16 protein-coding genes are annotated in these 18,422 nt (G+C 74.9%); 7 read left to right on the forward strand and 9 right to left on the reverse strand.

What is annotated here, in order from left to right; genetic code table 11:
• The 3 genes from GA0115242_RS40840 to GA0115242_RS21765 form a co-directional block, all read left to right on the forward strand.
• On the forward strand, positions 1-211 hold a 211-nt coding region (locus tag GA0115242_RS40840), incomplete at its 5' end, for a hypothetical protein (protein WP_161353231.1).
• Positions 212-856: 645 nt separating this feature from the next.
• A complete protein-coding gene (locus tag GA0115242_RS21760; protein ID WP_093831016.1) occupies positions 857-1,360 on the forward strand; it encodes a TspO/MBR family protein in 504 nt (167 codons plus the stop codon).
• Between the two features lie 139 nt (positions 1,361-1,499).
• The gene (locus GA0115242_RS21765; protein ID WP_093831018.1) at positions 1,500-2,384 is read left to right on the forward strand and encodes a hypothetical protein; all 885 of its coding nucleotides are present in this window, start codon (positions 1,500-1,502) and stop codon (positions 2,382-2,384) included.
• Positions 2,385-2,432: 48 nt separating this feature from the next.
• Here the strand turns inward: GA0115242_RS21765 and GA0115242_RS21770 are convergent, their stop codons facing one another.
• Both GA0115242_RS21770 and GA0115242_RS40845 read right to left on the reverse strand, forming a co-directional pair.
• Positions 2,433-2,840, reverse strand: coding sequence for an AQJ64_40280 family protein (locus GA0115242_RS21770; RefSeq protein WP_093831020.1), 408 nt, complete (start codon positions 2,838-2,840; stop codon positions 2,433-2,435).
• A gap of 202 nt (positions 2,841-3,042) precedes the next feature.
• The gene (locus GA0115242_RS40845; RefSeq protein WP_161353233.1) at positions 3,043-3,201 is read right to left on the reverse strand and encodes an LxmA leader domain family RiPP; all 159 of its coding nucleotides are present in this window, start codon (positions 3,199-3,201) and stop codon (positions 3,043-3,045) included.
• Between the two features lie 381 nt (positions 3,202-3,582).
• Here GA0115242_RS40845 and GA0115242_RS21775 point away from each other — a divergent pair, with 381 nt between their 5' ends.
• Positions 3,583-4,800 (forward strand): helix-turn-helix domain-containing protein, encoded by a 1,218-nt coding sequence (locus GA0115242_RS21775; RefSeq protein ID WP_093831022.1) that lies wholly within the window; start codon positions 3,583-3,585, stop codon positions 4,798-4,800.
• Positions 4,801-5,079: 279 nt separating this feature from the next.
• Here GA0115242_RS21775 and GA0115242_RS21780 read toward each other — a convergent pair whose 3' ends face one another.
• Genes GA0115242_RS21780 through lxmK form a run of 5 tightly spaced genes read right to left on the reverse strand, consistent with a single transcriptional unit; the run spans position 5,080 to position 10,186 of the window.
• On the reverse strand, positions 5,080-6,138 hold the full coding sequence (locus GA0115242_RS21780) for a hypothetical protein (RefSeq protein WP_093831024.1): 1,059 nt from the start codon (positions 6,136-6,138) through the stop codon (positions 5,080-5,082).
• Entirely contained in the window at positions 6,138-6,881 is a 744-nt protein-coding gene (locus GA0115242_RS21785) for a flavoprotein (RefSeq protein WP_093831026.1), read from the reverse strand. Before GA0115242_RS21785 ends, GA0115242_RS21780 begins: the two co-directional genes overlap by 1 nt.
• Positions 6,874-7,857 (reverse strand): LLM class flavin-dependent oxidoreductase, encoded by a 984-nt coding sequence (locus tag GA0115242_RS21790; RefSeq protein ID WP_305134401.1) that lies wholly within the window; start codon positions 7,855-7,857, stop codon positions 6,874-6,876. Before GA0115242_RS21790 ends, GA0115242_RS21785 begins: the two co-directional genes overlap by 8 nt.
• 17 nt (positions 7,858-7,874) lie before the next feature.
• Positions 7,875-9,041, reverse strand: coding sequence for a T3SS effector HopA1 family protein (locus GA0115242_RS21795; RefSeq protein ID WP_093831028.1), 1,167 nt, complete (start codon positions 9,039-9,041; stop codon positions 7,875-7,877).
• The gene (lxmK, locus tag GA0115242_RS21800; protein ID WP_093831030.1) at positions 9,038-10,186 is read right to left on the reverse strand and encodes a class V lanthionine synthetase subunit LxmK; all 1,149 of its coding nucleotides are present in this window, start codon (positions 10,184-10,186) and stop codon (positions 9,038-9,040) included. Before lxmK ends, GA0115242_RS21795 begins: the two co-directional genes overlap by 4 nt.
• 140 nt (positions 10,187-10,326) lie before the next feature.
• Between lxmK and GA0115242_RS21805 the strand changes: the two genes are divergently transcribed.
• The gene (locus GA0115242_RS21805) at positions 10,327-12,114 is read left to right on the forward strand and encodes an ABC transporter ATP-binding protein (RefSeq protein WP_093831032.1); all 1,788 of its coding nucleotides are present in this window, start codon (positions 10,327-10,329) and stop codon (positions 12,112-12,114) included.
• 275 nt (positions 12,115-12,389) lie between these two features.
• Positions 12,390-15,269: a M16 family metallopeptidase gene (locus GA0115242_RS21810; protein WP_093831034.1), complete on the forward strand. Its 2,880-nt coding sequence runs from the start codon at positions 12,390-12,392 to the stop codon at positions 15,267-15,269.
• A gap of 100 nt (positions 15,270-15,369) precedes the next feature.
• Here the strand turns inward: GA0115242_RS21810 and GA0115242_RS21815 are convergent, their stop codons facing one another.
• A complete protein-coding gene (locus GA0115242_RS21815) occupies positions 15,370-16,689 on the reverse strand; it encodes a pyroglutamyl peptidase (protein WP_370672313.1) in 1,320 nt (439 codons plus the stop codon).
• A gap of 123 nt (positions 16,690-16,812) precedes the next feature.
• Entirely contained in the window at positions 16,813-17,241 is a 429-nt protein-coding gene (locus GA0115242_RS21820) for a VOC family protein (protein WP_093831036.1), read from the reverse strand.
• A gap of 190 nt (positions 17,242-17,431) precedes the next feature.
• On the opposite strand from GA0115242_RS21820, the gene GA0115242_RS21825 reads away from it, so the two are divergent.
• A complete protein-coding gene (locus tag GA0115242_RS21825; protein WP_093831038.1) occupies positions 17,432-18,268 on the forward strand; it encodes an SGNH/GDSL hydrolase family protein in 837 nt (278 codons plus the stop codon).
• Positions 18,269-18,422: the final 154 nt, after the last annotated feature.

The raw sequence follows: 18,422 nt of genomic DNA on the forward strand, positions 1-18,422 counted from the left end.
GGTCCGCGCCGCCTCCGGCGCGGACTCCCCGGGGTGGGAGGCCGTCGCCCTGCTCGACCGCTGCGACGTCGAGCGCCGCTGCGGCATGCCGGCCGACGCGCGCCGATCGGCGGCCCTGGCCGGGCGGTGCTTCGCCCGGAAGGGACACCTGCCGGGCGCGAGCCGAGCGGTCACCCTGCACGCGAACGTGACGCCTGCGGGCGGTGGTTGAGGGGGAGGGGGAGGCGTGCGGGCGGTCACTGGAGGTTGCCGGGTCGGACGGTGTCGGGCCTCGGCGGGACCCGGGGGCGCTGAGGCCGACGGGTACGCCCCCCGCCGCGTCATACCGGTCCGGCCTGGCGTGGGCACGGGCCACGGTCCAGCGTGGCGGGGCGGGGCAGGAGGGCTAGGGTCCGCCCCGGCGTGGCACGAGGGCCGTGGTCCGTTCCGGCACGACCTATGGGGCGCGGCCCGTTCCGGTGTGTTCCACGGGCTACGACCCGCCTCGGCATGGCACGAGGGCCTCGGGCCGCCCCGGCGTGACCTGTGGGCCTCGGGCGGCCACGGCGTGACCCATGGGGCGCGGTCCGATCCGGCCTGCCCCATGGGGTGCGGTCCGACCCGGCCTGCCCATGGGTCACGGCACGCTCCGCTTCGCTCTCGTCGACCGGATGAGCCCCGTCCCGATGTCGTGGACCCTGCCAGGAACCTGCCTTCGGTGCTGGGCGCGGCTACCATGGGCATTCCTTGCTTTTCTCCCGCAAACGGGCTTCTGTCGCACTCGGCGGCCCGGCCGCGACCTCGCCCGGCCGCAGGTCCGGGAAAGCCGGGCGCGCCCGGTCCGGGTCGAAGCGGCGGGAAGGGGAACCGGTAGGCGATGAGACTCCTGAACGAGGCACACTCGAAGCCGGTCACCCGGCGGTCGCCGTATCTCGTCACCGCGACGGCGGTGGCCGCCACCGCGCTGGCCGGAGCCGCCGCCGTCGATCCGGACAGCACCTGGTACCGGCGCCTGGACAAGCCCGCGTTCCAGCCCCCGTCCTGGGCGTTCGGCGCGGTCTGGACGCCCCTCTACGCCTCCCTCGCCTGGGCGGGCGGCCACGCCCTCCAGCGCGCCGAGGGCGAGCGGCGCCGGGCCCTCGCCGTGACGCTGGGGGCGAACCTGGTCCTGAACGCGTCCTGGAACTGGTTGTTCTTCCGCGCGCGGAGCCCGAAGGCCGGGCTGGTCGGCACCCTCCTGATCGACCTCAGCAACGTCGCGCTCATCCGCCGCACGGCGGACGTGGACCGGACGGCGGCTCGGGCCCTCCTCCCCTACGCGGCCTGGTGCGGATTCGCCACCGCGCTCAACGCGGCCATCGTCCGCCGCAACCCTGGCTGACGGCTGCGGGATCTCCGCGCGCCTGCGTCCATGGTGGTACAGCAGGCGTCGTACGGAGATCACTTCGTTGGCATGCGGGAACGTTGCGGGGGCACCCGGCGGTCACCTGACATTGGTCATTTTCTACGGGGAGGGCATCATGACGGCATCTGCGAAGAAGCGTGCCTCGCGTGCGACCACGTACGGGGCAGCCGGTCTGCTGGCCGTGGCGGCACTGGCGGGCTGCGGCTCGGGCTCCGGCGACGACAAGGACGCGTCGTCGTCGAAGGACACCACGTCCGGTTCGGCGGAGGGCTCACCGGCGCAGGTGGTCCAGGCGACCAACAGCAAGACCACCGGGGCCGGTTCGGCCCGGGTGAAGATCAGCACCGCGGTCGCGCTCGGCGGCAAGAGCGAGACGATCACCGGTGCGGGGGTGATGGACTTCGCCGACGGGACCAGTCAGCTCACCATGGGGCAGTCCGGCAAGAACCTGGAGCAGCGGGTCGTCGACAAGACGCTGTACCAGAAGCCGCCGGAGGGGACGGGAGGGCTGCCGGGCGGGAAGACCTGGTTGAAGATCGACCTCAAGAAGCTGGCCGCGTCCGGGGCCACGGGCAGTGACCGGGCCAGTGATCCGGCCGACACCTTCGCCTACTCCAAGTCGCTGTCGACCAAGGACGCGAAGAAGATCGGCGAGGAGAACGTCGGCGGGGTGGACACGACGCACTACCGGGTCCTGCTCGACATCGACAAGCTCGCCAAGGGCGACGAGCAGAAGGCCGAGAAGCTGCGCGAGACGCTGGGGGAGAGCGTGCCGGTTGACCTGTGGGTCGACGGCAAGGGCCTCACCCGCCGCCAGCAGATCGAGACGACCGTCAAGGCTCCGCAGTCCGGCTCCTCGTCGGACAAGGCCGAGACCAAGGTGAAGGTGGTCATGGACTTCAGTGACTTCGGCACCGACGTCAACGTCGAGGCGCCCCCGGCCGCCGACACCGCCGACATGACCGACAAGCTGATCCAGCTGAACCCGCAGAAGTCGTGAACCCGCGGGGTTCCTGAGTCGGCGCCGCGGCTCGACGGATGGGCAACCTCAGCATTCCCAGGCGGTGTTGAGGTTGCCCGGAGGCGGTTCCTCGGCGATCACCGCGCGGACGGCGGGACGCACCGCGTCGCCGTGGACGCGCCGCACGTCCGTGCCGGGCAGGGTCGGCGGGAGCGCCCAGTGGGTGACCACTTCCTCGCACTCCGGCCCGCCCAGCGGGAAGCGGACCACACCGTCCGCGTCGTAGAAGCAGTTCTCGATGATCTCCCCGGTCTCCTCCACCGGATGGACCGTGGTGAAGTACATCGGGAGGACCAGCCAGAACTCCCGCCCGGAGAGCGAGTCCGGGTCGGCCTCCGGTTCGCCGGGGTACCGGCCGGTCACCGCGCCGACGACGGCGGCGCCTTCATGGGGGAGCCGTTCGTCGGCCCGGATCCATTCAACTGTCGTGCGCATGCGCGGGTCCTGCCGGTCGGGAAGTGCGGGCGGACCCCAGTCCACTCCCTTTCCGGACGCTCCGCATCAGGGATGTCCCGCAGGAGGACCCTGAGTTCGCGTGGGGGGTCGCGTGGGGGCCGTCTCCGCGACGCACACCGTCCGGCACGCTCTCGGCGTGCCGGACGGTGGCGGCCGTCGGAGGACGGCGGTCGCGCGGGTGTCAGCAGGTGTGCTCGGCCGTCAGCGACACGGAGATCCCGGAGATGAAGCTGAGGCAGATCGGGCTCGACTCCTGGGCGGGCGCGTCGACGACCTGGGCGGCCAGCTCCTCGGCGTCGGTGTAGAGGGCGTAGCCGTTCATGAGGTCCTGGGCAGACATGGGGATCTCCTTGTGGGTTCATGGCGATGACGCGCACCCGCGCCCGACAGAGCTGGAGGCGGGGCGTGGTTCAGTTCTACCATTCGATGACACGTCGCTGTCAATAAACGTGACAAGAGATGTCATGGCGCGCGATGGCAGCCGTGTCCGCACACCGCGTCGCCCCGTGTCCCGCCGTCGCTGTCACGGGGTCGGAGGGGTGTGACAAAATGCGTGACATTCCGTCGACGGGGCACGGTGGGCCGGGACGCCCGCGGGGCCGCGACGGGACCGGCCGCGACCCGTCGCCTCTCGGGCACCCGCGGCCCTTCCTCCCGTGGGGGAGCGGCGGTTCTTCCGGCCGTCGGGGTCCGAGCAGGATGGGTGGATGCGCCGTTGAACATGTTGAGCCAGCCGGCTTTCGGCCGCCTGCTGCGCAGGCTGCGCGCGGAGCGCGGTCTGTCACAGGCCGACCTGGTCGGGCCCGGGGTCTCCGCCAGCTATGTCTCCCGGCTGGAGTCCGGCGGACGCGCGGCGACCGCGACGGCCGCCGCACACCTCGCCCGGCGCCTTGAGGTCGACGTGGACGTCTTCACGGCGTCCGACGACACCGACCGCGCCGTCGCCCTGCTCGCGACCGGCATGGCGGCCCTCGCCGACGGGGACGCCGACACGGCCGTCAGGGAGCTGACGGAGGCCGCGCGCGTCGCCGTCGAGGACGAACCGGAGCCCGGCTGGCAGATCCTGTGGCACCTGGCCACCGCGCACGCCCGGCTCGGCGACCACGAGGCGCAGCGCGAAGTCCTGCGGCGGCTGCGCCCGTTGCTCACCGGGCGGGGCATGGACGTCCCGGAGTCGCACGTGCTGGCGGCGCTCGCCGAGTGCGACCGGATCCTCGGGGACGTCGACAGCGCCGTCCTCCTCGCCCGCGAGGCCCTGGCGCTCGCCGGGGACGAGGGCGCGGGCCGGACCGAGGCGCTCCTCGTGCTGACCGCGGCCGAGGTGGAGGCGGGCCGCTTCACCGACGCCGCGGAGCACGCCGGACTGGCCCTGGCGCGGACCGCGGGCGGCGGCGGCCCGCAGCGCACCCGCGCGCTCTGGACCGCCGCGACCGTCCACGCGCGCCGGGGCGCCGAGGAGGAGAGCCTCGCCCTCCTGGAGGAGGCCGTGGCGGGCGCCGACGCCCGCGCCGACCTCCTCGCCTGGGCCGGTCTGCGGCTCGCCCAGGTGACCCAGCACCTGCGCGTGCACGGAACGCTTGATCCGCAGGCCGCCGTCCGGTTCGAGGAGGCGCGGTCGGCGCTGCGGATGATCGGGCTGCCGCAGCACCTGACGCAGGCGCAGGCGCTCCAGGCCCGGATCGCCTTCCACGACGGGGACTTCACCACCGCCGCGCAGCTCGCCCGCGCCGTCGTCGACGAGCCGGGCGCCCTCGGCTTCCACGACCGCGTCCGCACGGAGATCCTGCTCCACCAGGCGGAGGCGGCCGACGGCTCCTTCGACACGGCCGTGAGCGAACTGCGCCGCATCGCCGACGAGGTGACCCGCTCCGGCAACCTCGACCTCGCCGCCGAGGCGTGGAAGGCCCTCGCCGAGTGCGCGGTGGTGCGCGGCAGTTGAGCCGCGGGCGATCCCGTGGACCTGGAGGGTGGCCAGGGGGCGGGGCGCCGTGCCCAGGGGGCCGTGCCCGCGGGTGCGGGGAAGCGTGTTGTTCAGGCAGGGTGCGGATGCTTCCGGCGGCACTTGCGTATGGCCGTCGTTCCAGGCCGTGTTGCTCAGGCGCGCGGAAGTCCCTCGGCGCGGGGCGTGTGCGTTACGGCGTCGGTGCCCGCAGGGGACGCGCGCGGTCGTGACCCCCGGGTGGACGGCGATCAGGGCGCGCCCCCAACCGCTGCCGCGTCAACCGCTGTTGCGTGCGGCCTGTCCCTTGTCCCTGTCTCCGTCCTCCGCGCTCTCCGTCGCCGTCGCCACGAGGTCCAGGTAGACGGTCAGTTCCTCGTGCCAGCCCACGTAGGACGCGAAGTCGTGGGCGTGGGTGAGGACGCGGAGGGCGGTGACGCGCCGGAGCAGCGGCTGTGACGGGGTGCCGCCGTAGCCGTCGGTCACCGCCCCGGACAGCGCGGGGATGTCCGCCGCCGGGACACCGCCTATGCCCCGGTCCCGCGCCAGCGCCAGTTCCGTGAGTTCCGCGAGCAGCCAGGCGATGTCGAAGTCCGCGGCACCCCACGCCAGTTCCTCGCCGGTGAGCAGCGCGGGCGGACCCGGGTCCCCGCCCCACGGCAGCACCAGGGAGCCCAGCGCGGGACCGCCGTGCAGCAGTACCCGCCGCCCCGGACCCGTGGCGGCCGACCCGGCCCACGCGGCCAGCAACTCCAGCCGCCGTGCGCCGAGTCGGGTGACGGCGGCGCGGTGCAGCCGTGCGGCCGACCCGGCGCCGTCGCCGCTGCGCAGCCACCGCAGCAGACGCGCCGGGCCCGGCGGCGGGGTGTCCCGCCCCGGGGGCGCGGGGACCTCGTGCAGCCGACGCAGCGTGACCCCCACACCGCGCAGCGCCTCACGGACCGACGCGTGGGCCTCCTCGCCGGGCACGTGCAGCAGCCGCGCCGCCGAGAACGCTCCCGGCACGGAGTAGCGCACCTCGTCCGCTCCGCCGTGTCCGTCGTGTCCGTCGATCCGGTCGTCGGGGAGCGCCAGCCGGACGGGGCCCGTGCGGGCGGGCGCGCGCAGCTTCGCCGTCGTCGCGGCGTCGGGGCGGGGGAGGTCTCCCTCGTGCGCCGGTCCGGGGCGCCGCACCCACAGGTGCTCCCCTCGCGCGCCGTCCGCTCCCCCCGACCGGGTGAGGACCGTCGTGCGGACGCGGGCGGTGCCCAGGGTGCGGACCACCCGCCAGCCGTCCTGGGTCGGCGGACGGTCCTGCTGCCCGGCCCGGGTGCCGGTGCCGCCTTCCGGGGCGCGCATCAGCCCTCTCCTCGGGTGAACCGTCGTTCGATCAGGGCGAGGAGCGCCGGGAGCGGGGCCGCGGCCGAGGCGTCGTTCCTGCCGGTCGAGGCGCTGCGCCCGGGATGCGGTGGCGCGATGAGCACGTTGTCGTACTGGTCGAGTTCCTTGACGTGGCGGCGGTAGGCCGGGCCCTGTTCGGCGCCCGGCGGCAGGGCGGGCGCGATCCCGATGACGGCCCTGGTGCACTGGAGGGCCATCAGCACCGGGGTGTCCGCCGCCCCTTGCGCGAACCGGGCGAGGAAGTGCAGACCGGCCGGGTGCACCGCGACGGCGTCGGGCCACGCGGCCAGTTCGACGTGGTCGATCTGGTCGGCGCCGGACGGGCCGGTGCCGTCGGGCCAGGCGTCGAGCAGCACCTCGCCGCCGACGAGACTGCGCAGCGCGACCCTGCTGACGAAGCGTTCCGCGCTCCGGGTGACGGCGACCCGTACCTCCGTCTCCGGGTGGGTGAGGCGCAGCCAGTTCAACCAGAACGGCAGGAAGGCGACGCTGAGTGCGCCGGTGCCGAACAGCAGCAGGCGCCGGGGCGTGAAGGGCGCGGGCGTCGGCTCGGCACTCGCGTCGGCGGGCGGCGCGGCGGGTGATGCGGCGGACGGCGCGGAGGGCGGCGCGGGCCGGTCGGAGGACGAGCCGGGCCGGTCGGGCGGTGAGTCGGATCTGTCGGGCGACCGGGTGGCTGGGGTGGTGTCCGGCTCAGCCATGCAGTTCCTCCACCGCCGTGAACACGTCCTCCAGGTCGGCGAGGGACTCCCGCTCGCCGTGCGTGAACAGGACCCCGCCCGTGTTCAGCACGATCTCGTCGACGCCCGCCGCCGTGTACCGGGCCAGTTCCCGCGCGATGTGCGGCGGGTCTCCGAACACGAACACCCCGGATTCCACGAGCTGTTTGGCCTTCACGAGCGGGTCGTCGGCGGCCCGCAACGGCACGCCTGCCCGTCGCAGCATGTCGACATAGTGACCCGCGCCCAGATGGGCCGCGACCACGGAGTCCGCGATCCTGGCCGGGTCACGGCCGGGCCGGTCGACGGCGACGTGCACGACGGTCGCCACTCGCGGCGTCCGCAGGTCCGCGCCCGCCGTGAGCGCCGGGACCAGCACGTCCCGCACGTAGTCGGGCGGGGTGAGCCAGCTGACCGCCACGTCGGCCGAGGCGGCGGCCGTCCTGGCCATCGCCGGACGCAGCACCCCCGCGCCGACCTCGACGACGGCGTGCGGGCCGGTCGGGGGCAGCGCGGCGCGCACGCGGTGGTACGTGCCGCGCCCGTCCGCCTCGCCGCCGTCCAGGAGCGCGCGCATCGCGGCGAGGAACTCACCGGCCGCCGTCCGCGCGCTGGCCCAGGGCTCACCGTGCAGGGAGGCGACGAACGCGGGCGTCGCGGTGCCGTACCCGGCGACCACCGGTCGCCCGGTGACCAGCGCGAGCGAGCGGGCCTGGAGCGCGGCGTCGTACGGCGTGCGCAGGGCCATGAGGGAGACGCCCGTGCCGACCGCGACCCGCAGTCCGCCTCCGGCGAGATGGGCGAAGATCTGCGCGGCGTCGCAGCGCAGCGACTGCCCCATCCAGAGCCGCCGCGCCCGGCGGCGCACGGCGAACTCCGCGAACGGAAGGACGTCGTCCGGGCTCTCCGGCTGCAACGGGATCATCACGGCGGGGGCGGCCCGCGGGGGAAGCGGCACGGTGTCTGCTCCGATCGTCAGGACGAGGCGACGGCGGCCGGGGAGGACGCCGGACCCGCGGCGGACGCGGGACGGGACGACGGCGCGCCGTCCCCCGGGGCGTCCGCGTCGGACGGGCGCTGGCGGGTGCCCCGGGGCAGGACACCGCGCGGTGAACCGAGGTTGCGGGCCGGGTCGGCCGGGTCGACGCCCGCGTCGAGCAGCGCCTTCTCGACCGCCTGCGCGACGGTGAACACGCCCGGGTTCTCGTGGTGCAGGAGCAGCCCGGACGCGACGGCTGCGGCCCGGTGCTCACCGAAACTCACCCTGCCCATGCCGGGCCTGCGGTCGTCCGGCTCCCACGCGGCCCCCACGCCCGGCGCCAGCTCCCGGACGAAGTCCGAGGTCGTCGCGCCCACCCCGGGCAGCCCCCGGACGCTCGCGGCGACGCGCTCGGCCGCGTACCAGCCCTCCGCGCCCAGGTACACGACCAGGCCGTCCCGGCGCGGGAACGCCTCGAGCGCCGAGCAGACCTTGGCGCGGTACGGGATCGGCTCCTCCTCCAGGGCGGTCAGCACCGCGCCCCAGACCGCCGGCGCGGACTCCGCGTCCCGCACGTGCACATAGACCCGGAGCGTGCCGGTGGAGCGCAGCCGCCGCTCGCGCGAGCCGTCGCAGAGGAAGAAGCCGGGGGAGAGCGCGGGCCGCGCGGCGTCCAGGCGCACCCGCGCCGAGCGGCCGTCCGCGGCGACCCGTTCGATCCGGTCCGCGGGCAGCGCGACCCGCACCCCGTCCAGGAGGACCGTCCTCCCGTCGTGAGGGGAGGCGCCGGGCGCGGCGGACGCCCCGGGACCAGCAGCGGAGTTGGAGGTGGCCGACATCCCCGTGAGCGGGGCGGCGGCGGTCGTCGCCGTGTCGCCGACCGGGCCGGGCAGCGGGACGACCGCCGTGGTGTGCCGGTGCGGCATGGCCGCGAGGAGGCGTTCCTCCAGCTCCGCGTCCCGTGACGAGCGCCGGGGCGGCGCCGGTTCGCCCGTGTGCCCCATGTGGTGGACGCGGTAGAACTCCTCCGCCAGCACGGCCCGCAGCGCGTGCCGGGTGTCGCCCTCCAGGGCCCGCCCCCGTACGACGGCGCTCCGGCCGTCGGGCGCGACCCGGCTCTCGGCGAGGAGCCGGACGATCGATGGCGCCAACCGCGTCGTCATGCGAGGGGCCCTCCCCATCCGAGAACGGTCACGAAAGCCTGCGGTGTCAGCAGCGCCGTGCGGCCGATGCCGGCGGCGGCGCGCTCGGCGGCCGTCAGCCGTGAGTGGCGGCTCGCCGACGCCAGCAGCCGGTCCAGCAGATGCCAGCCCGCGAACGCGGTGGCCCGCGCCAGCAGTTCGGGATCGACGACGAGCGCGGACACCCGGCGCTCGGCGTACCCGGACCAGAACGCCTCGATCAGCGGCGCCACCCGCTCCAGCTCGGCCACCGCCGTCCGCACCACGTCACCGTGCGCCACTCGCGCCTCCTCGGTGCCCGCGTCCGGCGTCCCGCGCAGGGCCGCGGGCACGCCGAGGACCGCCCGGTGCAGCCATTCACCGGCGAACGCGCCGAGGTCGCGGGCCGGGTCGCCGAGTCCGAACTCCTCCCAGTCCGCGAGCAGGAGCCGCCCGTCGGCGCCGATCAGGAACTGGTCGAGCCGCACGTCACCGTGGACCGGGGTCGGGCACGCGCGCTCCTGCGCGGCCTCCAGCTCCCGCAGCGCCCCGTGCAGCGCGGGGTCGCCCTGGAGCAGCCGCCAGGTCTCCAGGGTCCCGGCGCTCGCCGTCGCGTACGCGCTCCACGGTAGGGCGTCGAAGCTGCTCAACGGGGGCAGCGAGCGCGGCGAGGGTGCCAGGTCGGCCACCGGGCGCAGGGCGTGCAGCGCGGCCAGCGTCTCCCCGGCCCGGCGGGCCGTCACCGCGTCGAAGGCGTCGTCGGCGGCGAGTTCACTGCCCGCGGACGCGTCCTCCACCAGGGCGAAGACGAGGAGACGGGCGGTGTCGTCGGAGCCGAGCAGGCGCGGCGCCGCGACCGGACGCCCCGCCGCGGCGGACTCGCGCTCGAAGGCGAGCACCCGCTGGAAGCGGCGCGCCGACTCGCCCTCCGTGCCCCCGATCCGCTTGACGAAGACCGACCGGCCGCTCTCGGTGCGCCCCGCCCAGTTGTCGTTGCGGCCGGGGTGGGCCGAGAGCCCCTCGGCGAGCAGCGGACCCGTGCCGAGCCGACGCAGCAGCAGATCGACGGCGGGGGTGGCCGACAGGTCCGTCGGCGTGAGTCTGCGGCGTGCGGCCGCGGTCTGCGGCGCCGCGATGTCAACGTCCATGACGCAAGAGACTGGGGCCAGTTGCTCACCAAGTCAAGGAACGTGACAACTCTTGACACGGGGCGGGGGGAGTCCGGTAGACCAGGACCGTCACGCCTGATCCGCCCCGTCGCACGACCCGTCGACCCAGGAGCCGCCCCATGACCGCAGCCCCGCCGCTCACCGTGCCTCCCCGGCTGCGTGTGCTGCGCCAGGTGCTCCAGGACCGTGTCAACACGGTCACGGCGGTCCTGCTCGCGCTGCTCGCCACCGGCGCCACCCTCACCGTCCCGTTGGTCGTGCGCCGCGTCGTCGAGGACATCGCCGCCCACCGCAGCCCGGCCGGTGCGGTCCTGCTGATGACGGTCCTGGCCACCACCGGCGCGATCGCCGCGGCCCTCTCCGCCTTCTGCCTCGCCCGCGCGGGGGAGCGCACCGTCCTCACCGTCCGGCAGCGCATCGCCGCGCACGCCCTGCGGCTGCCGCTGCCCGAGGCGCGCCGGGCCGGGGCCGGTGAGCTGGTCGCCCGCGCCACCTCGGACTCCGCGCAGCTCAGGTCCGTGATCGACATCGGGGTCACCCAACTGCCCATGGCCTGCCTGACCGCCGTGGCGACCCTCGTCGTCATGGGGTTCCTCGACTGGGTGCTGCTGCTCGTCGTCGTCGGCACCTTCTCCGCGGCGGCGCTCGCCATCGGCGTCTTCGTGCGGGGCGTGCGCCACAGCACCGCCGCCCAGCAGGCCGCGCTCGGTGACCTCGCGCAGCGCTTCACCACCGCGCTCGGCGCGCTGCCCACCATCAAGGCGTACCGGGCGGAGGCGCAGGTCACGGCGGGGATCGCGGGGTGCGCGGAGACCGCGGCGACCGCCGCCGTCGCCGCGGCCAGGCGCCAGGCGTTCGTCACCCCCATCATGGGTCTCGGCCAGCAGTTCGCGCTCATCGGCGTCGTCATGGGCAGCGGCGTGCGCCTCGCGTCCGGGGCGATCGACGTCGCCGGGTTCGCCGCGTTCCTCCTCTACCTGCTCCAACTCGTCGCCCCGCTCACCCTGGTGGCCAACGGCTTCGCCCGGCTGCAACTCGGCCTGGCGGCGGGAGCCCGGATCGAACAGGTCCTCGCCACCCCGACGGAGGACCAGCGGACGGCGACGGCAGACGCTCCGGCCCGGTCCGCACTGCCCGTCGCCGCACCGGATCCCGGGGCGCGGGCCGTCGAGTTCGACCGCGTCGTCTTCCGGCACGGAACGGAGCGACCGGCCGTCGACGGGCTTTCCTTCACCGTGCCCCGGCGGGGGGTCACCGCCCTGGTCGGACCGTCCGGAGCGGGCAAGACGACCGCGCTCGACCTCGTCGAGGGGTTCCTCCTGCCGGACAGCGGCAGCGTCCGCGTCCTGGGCCGGGACACCATGCGCTGGCCGCTGGACCGGCTGCGCACCCAAGTCGCCTATCTGGACCAGACGTTCGCCCTGATCGAGGGCACGGTCAGGGAGAACCTCGAACTCGGCCGGGAGACACCCCTCGGCGACGCGGCGCTCCGCGACGTCCTCGCCTCCGTGGGCCTCGACCGGGTCGTCGCCGAACTGCCCCTCGGCCTGGACACGGTCCTCGGACGCGGCGACGACCTCTCCGGCGGCCAGCGCCAACGCCTCGCCCTGGCCCGCACTCTGCTCAGCGACGCCTCGGTCGTCCTGCTCGACGAACCCACCTCGCAGCTCGACAGCGTCAACGAGAGCCGGTTGCGCGACACCGTGGAACGCCTCGCCCGCGACCGCGCGGTGCTCATGGTGGCCCACCGCATCTCCACCGTCCGCGGGGCCGACCACATCGTCGTGATCGACGAGGGCCGCCGCCTCGACTCCGGAACCCACGACGAACTCCTCGAACGCTGCGTCCCGTACCAGGAACTGGTCCGAGGCCAGGCGACGACGGTGGGGGCGGGCGCGGGAGGCTGAGGCGGCGGGCGTTGAGAGCGGGCCACGAACCGAACCCGGTCGACGCCTGGTCGGGACTCTCCAAGCGGGCGCGGCCCACGCCTTGTCGGGGCCGTTCCCCCGAGTGCGGCTGACGCCCTGTCGCGGTCTTCGAACCGGGCGCGGCCCACGCCTCATTCGCGGCGAGCCCCGCGCTCCCCGGCACCGGTCGCACCGGTCGCGCCCGAGGCCCACACCGCCCGATGCCCCCAACCCCCGTCCCTGTGCTCACCGTTCAACGGAAGGCAGCTCACGCCATGTCCGTCACCGGCCCCGCTGCCGCCGCCGGAATCCGGCGGATCTCCCTGCCCAACGGGCTCCGGGTGCTCCTCGCGCCGGAAGCCGCCGGGAGTTGTGTCGCCGTCGCCGCGCACTACCGGGTCGGCTTCCGCTCCGACCCCGTGGGGCGTCCGGGGCTCGCCCATCTGCTGGAGCACCTGATGTTCCGGCGGGGGAAGACCGACGGCGTCCATCCCGTCGAGCGCGTCGGCGGTCACCGCAACGCCGCGACCGGTCCCGACGTCACCGACTTCCACCAGGTGGGCCCGGCCGAGGCGTTGGAGGCGATGCTCGCCGACGAGGCGGCCCGGATGCGGGACCTGGACCTCGACGAGAGGGCCCTGCGCGCGGAGAAGAACGTGGTCGCCGACGAGATCCGGCGCAACGTCACCGACCGCCCCTACGGCGGCTTCCCCAAGGCCGTGCTCCCTCCGCTGCTGTACCGCACCTACGCCAACGCCCATGACGGATACGGCGACGCGGCGGCCCTCGCCCCCGCGACCGTCGAGGAGTGCCGCGCCTTCTTCACCCGTCACCACACGCCCGGCAACGCCCTGCTCACCGTCGCCGGGGCGTTCGACCAGGACACCGCCGCCCGGCTGGCCGCCCGGCACTTCGCCACCGTCCCGGCCCGCACTTCAGTGGCGCCGCCCGACCTGGACGAGCCCGAACCGGCCGCCGAGCGCCACGGGAGCCACCACGATCCGCTCGCCCCGCTGCCCGCGGTGAGCGTCGGCTACCGTCTGCCCGACCCGGGCGCCGACCTGCCCGCCCACCTCGCCCACGTGCTGCTCGCGGCCGTTCTGGAGGAGCGCCTGCGGGAGCGGCTCGTCGCCCGGGAGGGCGTTGCCGTCGCCGTCACCGTCGCCTGCGGACTCATCGGCGGCCCGTTCGCGGCCCGCCATCCGGTGACCCTCGCCTGCACGGTCACCCTGACGGCCGGCGCCGACCACCGCCGGGCGACGGACGCCGTCGACGCCGAACTCGGCCTGCTCGCCCGGCACGGTCCCTCCGCCGACGAGCACCTTGTCGCCACCCGCCGCTGGACCGCGTCGCTGCTGCGCGGGCACGACTCCCTGCTCGCCCGTCTCCGCTCCCTCGCCACCTTCGAACTCCTGCACGGCGACGCCGCGTTGCACCACCGGGTGCCGCTGCTCGCGGCGGCGGTCACCCCGGCCGACACCGCCTGCGCCGCGACCCGCCTGCGCACCTCGGCCCGCGCCATCCTCACCCTCCCTGTCGCGCCCCCCTCGGCAAGCCCGACCCCGCCTATCCCGCCCGCGGATCAGCGCCCGGTGGGCCGGACCGAGTTCGCCCCGCCCGCCGAACCCCGCCCGGCTGGCCCGAACATGCCCGCTCCGCCCGCAGATCCGCGCCCGGTTGACTCGCCCACGCCCACTCCGCCCGCCGACCCCCGCCCGATGCGCCCACGCACCCCCGCCCCGCCCACCGATCCCCGCCCGGTGGCCCCCACCCCGTCCGGGGTGGCCCCACCCGTCCGCCGGAGGCTCACGGTGACGCTGTCGACGACGGCCTCCTGGCCCGTGCCGCCCGCGGCCGACGCCGTGCTGTCCAACGGGCTGCGGATCCTCGCCGTCCGTCTGCCGACCGTGCCCCGCGTCGAACTGCGGCTCACCGTCGACCTCGACCCCGTCACCCCCGCCGACTCCGCGCGGGCGGCCGTCCTCGCCGTCACGCTGCTGCGCGGCCTCCCGGGCCTCGACCGGCGGGACGTCATGACCGCCCTCGGCCGCCTCGGCTGCGACCTCGTCCCGCTCTCCCACCACGGGCGGCTCACCCTGCGCGGCGGTGTGCTCGCTGACGGACTCCCTCCCCTGCTCCGACTGCTCGCCCGCGCCCTGACCGAGGCCACCCACCCCGACCACGAGGTGAAGGCGGCCCGCACCCTCCTCGGCGGCCAACTCGCCCTGGCCCGCGCCACTCCGGCGGCCACCGCCCGCGCACTTCTGCTGCGGCGTACCCGGGACGACGAGCCCGCCCGGCAGGCCGTGCCCGACCCGCGGCAGATCGCCGACGTCTCCGCCGACCAGGTCAGACGGCTGCACGCCACGCGGATCACACCGGCGCGCGGCACCCTCGTCCTCGTCGGCGACCTGGACCCGGACGCCACCGTCCGCGCGGCGGGCCGCGCCCTCGCGGACTGGTCCGGCGCCTGCGATCCGGCGCCCGCCACCACCCACACCCCCACGGCGTGTGACCACCCGCGCCCGGGCGCCACCGCCGACACGCCGTCCCCAAGTCCGCTGAGCACGCTGTCCGTTCACCCGCCCCTGCGGGACGGCGCCGCGCACCTGGTGCTGTCCGCCCCGGTCGGCGCCGCCGCCGAAACCCCCGCGCTGCACCTGGCCTGCCTGCTCCTGGGCGGCTTCCCCGGGTCCCGGTTGCACCGCCGTCTGCGGGACCGCGACGCCCTCGCCTACACCGTGCGCGCTTCCCTGGACGGCGAAGGCGACGGGGCCCGCATCACCGTCCAGGCCGACGCCTCCGCGTCCGCCGCGCTGCCCCTCGTCGACGCGATCGGGGACGAACTCGCCCTGCTGGCAGCCGATCCTCCCGGCGCCCGGGAGACCGGGGCCGTCCGCGACCACGCGATCGGCGGCGCCCGGATCGCGTGGTCCGCGCAGTCAGGTCTGGCCGACGCGCTCACCGCGCTCCCCGCCGGGCACCGACGGCCCGCCGCCCTCGCCGACCGGCTGGACGCCCTGGGCCGGACCGACGAGCGGACGCTCGCCGCCGTCTGCCGCGACCTGCTCCACCCGTCCCGCTTCACCGGCGTCCTGCTCGCCGGTCTCCCGGCACCGGCCACCGCCCGCCACTGGCGCCTGGACACCACCTGAACCGCTGTTGCCGACGCGGGAGTCGGCGGTGTCACCCCGGGTACCGTGTCCCGCCGCGCACCCGGCGGGACACGGCAGGGTCACCCCTCCCGCGGACCGGTCAGGGGCACGACGGCTTCCCGCAGACCGCGGGCGCGTCGACCGCGATGTCGATGATCTTCAGCAACTGGTCCATGATGTTCTGCCGGTTGCGCACGAGCGTCGCATCCGTCACCGCCGAGCCGCTGCCGAACTGGAGCACCGGCGTATGCACATGACCGCCCGGCTTGTCGTAGCCCAGCCGGTCACGGAGCAGGGTGGCCCGGTAGGCGATCTCGTTGGACAGGAAGTCCCCGCCGCCGCCCGCTCGGGCGGCCGAACCGGGGCTCGGCGGCCCCTGCCGCGACACCGCCTGGGTGCCGCCCGCCGGGATCTCCGTCACCGTCGTGTTGCTGTAGACCGGGAAGGTTCCCTGGGCGGACTGAAGGATCTGGGGGTAGCCGAGGGTGCTCCAGGACCACTGCGGCTGCGTCGACGGGTCGTCGACCGGGACGACTCCGGTGCTGGCGGTGTTCTCGTTGTCCGGCGCGCCCCCGCGCCAGGCCCCGTTGTAGCGCTCCAGGTCGAAGCGGCCGACCCGGCCCTGGCTCACGGTGACGAAGACGTCGGCGCTGCGCAGCGGGGAACTCACCGGCTCGGCCAGCGTCTTCTCCACCATGCCGTCCGCGAAGTCGCGCCAGCGGACCGGGAACGTGGCGGCCTCGACCCGGAAGAAGTGTCCCTGGGAGCTGAGGAAGAGCTTGCCGTCGAAGGCCAGCGCGGCGGAGCCGGACGGGTTGCTGTTGCGGATGTCGCTGTCGAGCTGGAAGGGGTCGAAGCCGGTCAGCAGCACCCGGTGCAGCTTCCAGGGCTGGTTCGGCGGCAGCGGCTCGAACCACATGACGTCCTGGCCGCGCGAGTACGTCTCCAACTTCTTGAGCAGCGTGGTCCGTTCGGCGTCGGACAGCGCGAAGGACGGCTGCCAGCGGCGCAGCGCCCGGGTCATCCCCAGCCGCGCCCAGTACAGCGGCCGGTCGTCCTCCTTGCTCAGGTCCCCGGTCAGGGGCGTCTTCCCCTGCGCCCGGTCGACGGCCCGCTGCCACAGCGCGCCGCCCTGCTGCGTGACGGTCGTCTCGGCAGCCGCGTACGACTGCGCCTGTTGCAGGGCCGCGGCGAACGCGGGCGCCACCGTGTCGAATCCGCTGCGGCTCAGGATCTCCGTGGGCACCGGCCGGTCGAGCCGCAGCTCCTCGGCCGTCACGGTGGTGGAGTCGGCCTGCGGCAGGGCGGTGGCCGCCGGGATGCCGTCGGCGAGCGTCAGCGCGACGCAGGCGAACAGGGTCAGGCATAACGCGCCGGTGCGCCGCACACGTCCGCGGCGCGTGGGTCTGGTCGATCGCACATCTGTCCTTCCGTCGGGTGGCGGAAGTATCGCGTTCGGGCGGGCCCGTGGGGAACAGCGCCTAATCGGGCAAAAGAACTGATCCGGGCGGAAGGTGAGAAGACGCGGCCCCCGGCGGGGCGATCAGTCCACGCAGAACTCGTTGCCCTCGATGTCCCGCATGACGATGCAGGAGTCCACGCCGTCGTACAGCAGCCGGTCGCGCACCGCGCCGTGCGGGACCAGGCGCGCGCACTCCGCCTCCAGCGCGGCCAGGCGCTCCTCCCCGACGAGCCCGGTGCCCGCTCGCACATCGAGGTGGACCCGGTTCTTGGCGACCTTGTCCTCGGGAACCCGCTGGAAGTAGAGGCGCGGGCCGCCCTCCGAGGGGTCGACGCAGGCGCACCACGACGCGTGCTCCCCCGACGGGCCCGAGCCGTCGAACGCGTCCCAGTCGGTGAACCCCTGCGGCGGCGGGACCAGTTCGTAACCCAGCACGGTGCACCAGAAGCGGGCCAGACGCACCGGCTCGGCGCAGTCGAAAGTGACCTGGAACTGCTTGATCGAGGACATCCGCGCACGATAACAGGGCGGCCCCCGGAATTCCCGGGAGCGGTCCGGGTATCCGCGCCGCTCCCTTTCCGCTCGGTCCGGTCGGCCACCTGATGCCGTAACCCCTCGAATTTCAGCGGAGTTATCGGATCCGAATCCTTGATCTGATATTTCATGGGGGTCAAGTTTCCCCCCACACACGGGAGTTCGCATGCGCTCAGCGCGCGCACGCAGATCGCTCACCTCGCTCCTCGCCGCGGCCGCCGCGGTCTGCCTCGCCGTCACCGCCGCCCCCGCGGCACAGGCCGCCGGATCCGGCGCGGAGGCCGCGGGCACGTACGTCGCGCTCGGCGACTCGTACGCCGTCGGACCCGGCACCCGCACCTACGACGACCCGGCGGACGTCTGCCGTCGCGGACCGCTGTCCTACCCCCGGCTCTGGGCCGCGCAGCACAGCGCGTACTCCTTCACGGAGGCGTCCTGCTCCGGCGCGACCACCGCGGAGATCAGGTCCCAGCAGGTGCCCCTGCTCACGGCCGACACCACGCTGGTGACCGTCCAGGTGGGCGGGAACGACGTCGGTTTCGTCAGCGTCCTGCAGAACTGCATCCTCACGCTGGACGACAAGGACTGCGTGGCCGGGGTCGAGGCGGCGAAGGCCGCGGCGACCGGCGCGCTGCCCGGCGCCCTCGCCGACACCTACGCGGCGATCCGGCAGGGCGCCCCCAACGCCCGTGTGGTCGTGGTGGGTTACCCCCGCCTGTACAAGATCGGCGGAAGCTGCGGCATCTTCGGCCTGAGCGACACCGAGCGCACCGCGCTGAACTCGGCGGCCGACGTCCTCGACGGCGTCCTCGCCCAGCAGGCCGCCAACGCGGGCTTCACCTTCCTCGACCCGCGGACGGCCTTCGACGCCCACTCCATCTGCTCGGGGGGCACCGCCTGGGTGACCAGCCTGGAGTGGGACAAGATCAACGAGTCGTACCACCCGAACCAGGCCGGACACCGCGACGGGTACCTGCCCGCCCTGAACGCCATCACCGGCTGACGACGCCGCTCACAGGGCTCCACCCTGAGACCGCCGGGCCCGCGCATCAACTGCGGGCCCGGCGGTGCGGGTTCGGCCCGTGTCGACCGGCGGTGCTGGTTCGGCTCACGTCGAGCGGCGGTGCGGGTTCGGCCCCCGCGGGTTCGGCCCCCGC

Origin of the sequence: Streptomyces sp. SolWspMP-5a-2 (assembly GCF_900091845.1) — a bacterium.
Lineage (GTDB): Bacteria > Actinomycetota > Actinomycetes > Streptomycetales > Streptomycetaceae > Streptomyces > Streptomyces doudnae.

Bases quoted from the DNA above. Each gene is read 5' to 3' on its own strand.
- GA0115242_RS21760 (WP_093831016.1), top strand. From the start codon at position 857: ATGAGACTCCTGAACGAGGCACACTCGAAGCCGGTCACCCGGCGGTCG.
- GA0115242_RS21765 (WP_093831018.1), top strand. From the start codon at position 1,500: ATGACGGCATCTGCGAAGAAGCGTGCCTCGCGTGCGACCACGTACGGG.
- GA0115242_RS21770 (WP_093831020.1), bottom strand. From the start codon at position 2,840: ATGCGCACGACAGTTGAATGGATCCGGGCCGACGAACGGCTCCCCCAT.
- GA0115242_RS40845 (WP_161353233.1), bottom strand. From the start codon at position 3,201: ATGTCTGCCCAGGACCTCATGAACGGCTACGCCCTCTACACCGACGCC.
- GA0115242_RS21775 (WP_093831022.1), top strand. From the start codon at position 3,583: ATGTTGAGCCAGCCGGCTTTCGGCCGCCTGCTGCGCAGGCTGCGCGCG.
- GA0115242_RS21780 (WP_093831024.1), bottom strand. From the start codon at position 6,138: ATGCGCGCCCCGGAAGGCGGCACCGGCACCCGGGCCGGGCAGCAGGAC.
- GA0115242_RS21785 (WP_093831026.1), bottom strand. From the start codon at position 6,881: ATGGCTGAGCCGGACACCACCCCAGCCACCCGGTCGCCCGACAGATCC.
- GA0115242_RS21795 (WP_093831028.1), bottom strand. From the start codon at position 9,041: ATGACGACGCGGTTGGCGCCATCGATCGTCCGGCTCCTCGCCGAGAGC.
- lxmK (WP_093831030.1), bottom strand. From the start codon at position 10,186: ATGGACGTTGACATCGCGGCGCCGCAGACCGCGGCCGCACGCCGCAGA.
- GA0115242_RS21805 (WP_093831032.1), top strand. From the start codon at position 10,327: ATGACCGCAGCCCCGCCGCTCACCGTGCCTCCCCGGCTGCGTGTGCTG.
- GA0115242_RS21810 (WP_093831034.1), top strand. From the start codon at position 12,390: ATGTCCGTCACCGGCCCCGCTGCCGCCGCCGGAATCCGGCGGATCTCC.
- GA0115242_RS21820 (WP_093831036.1), bottom strand. From the start codon at position 17,241: ATGTCCTCGATCAAGCAGTTCCAGGTCACTTTCGACTGCGCCGAGCCG.
- GA0115242_RS21825 (WP_093831038.1), top strand. From the start codon at position 17,432: ATGCGCTCAGCGCGCGCACGCAGATCGCTCACCTCGCTCCTCGCCGCG.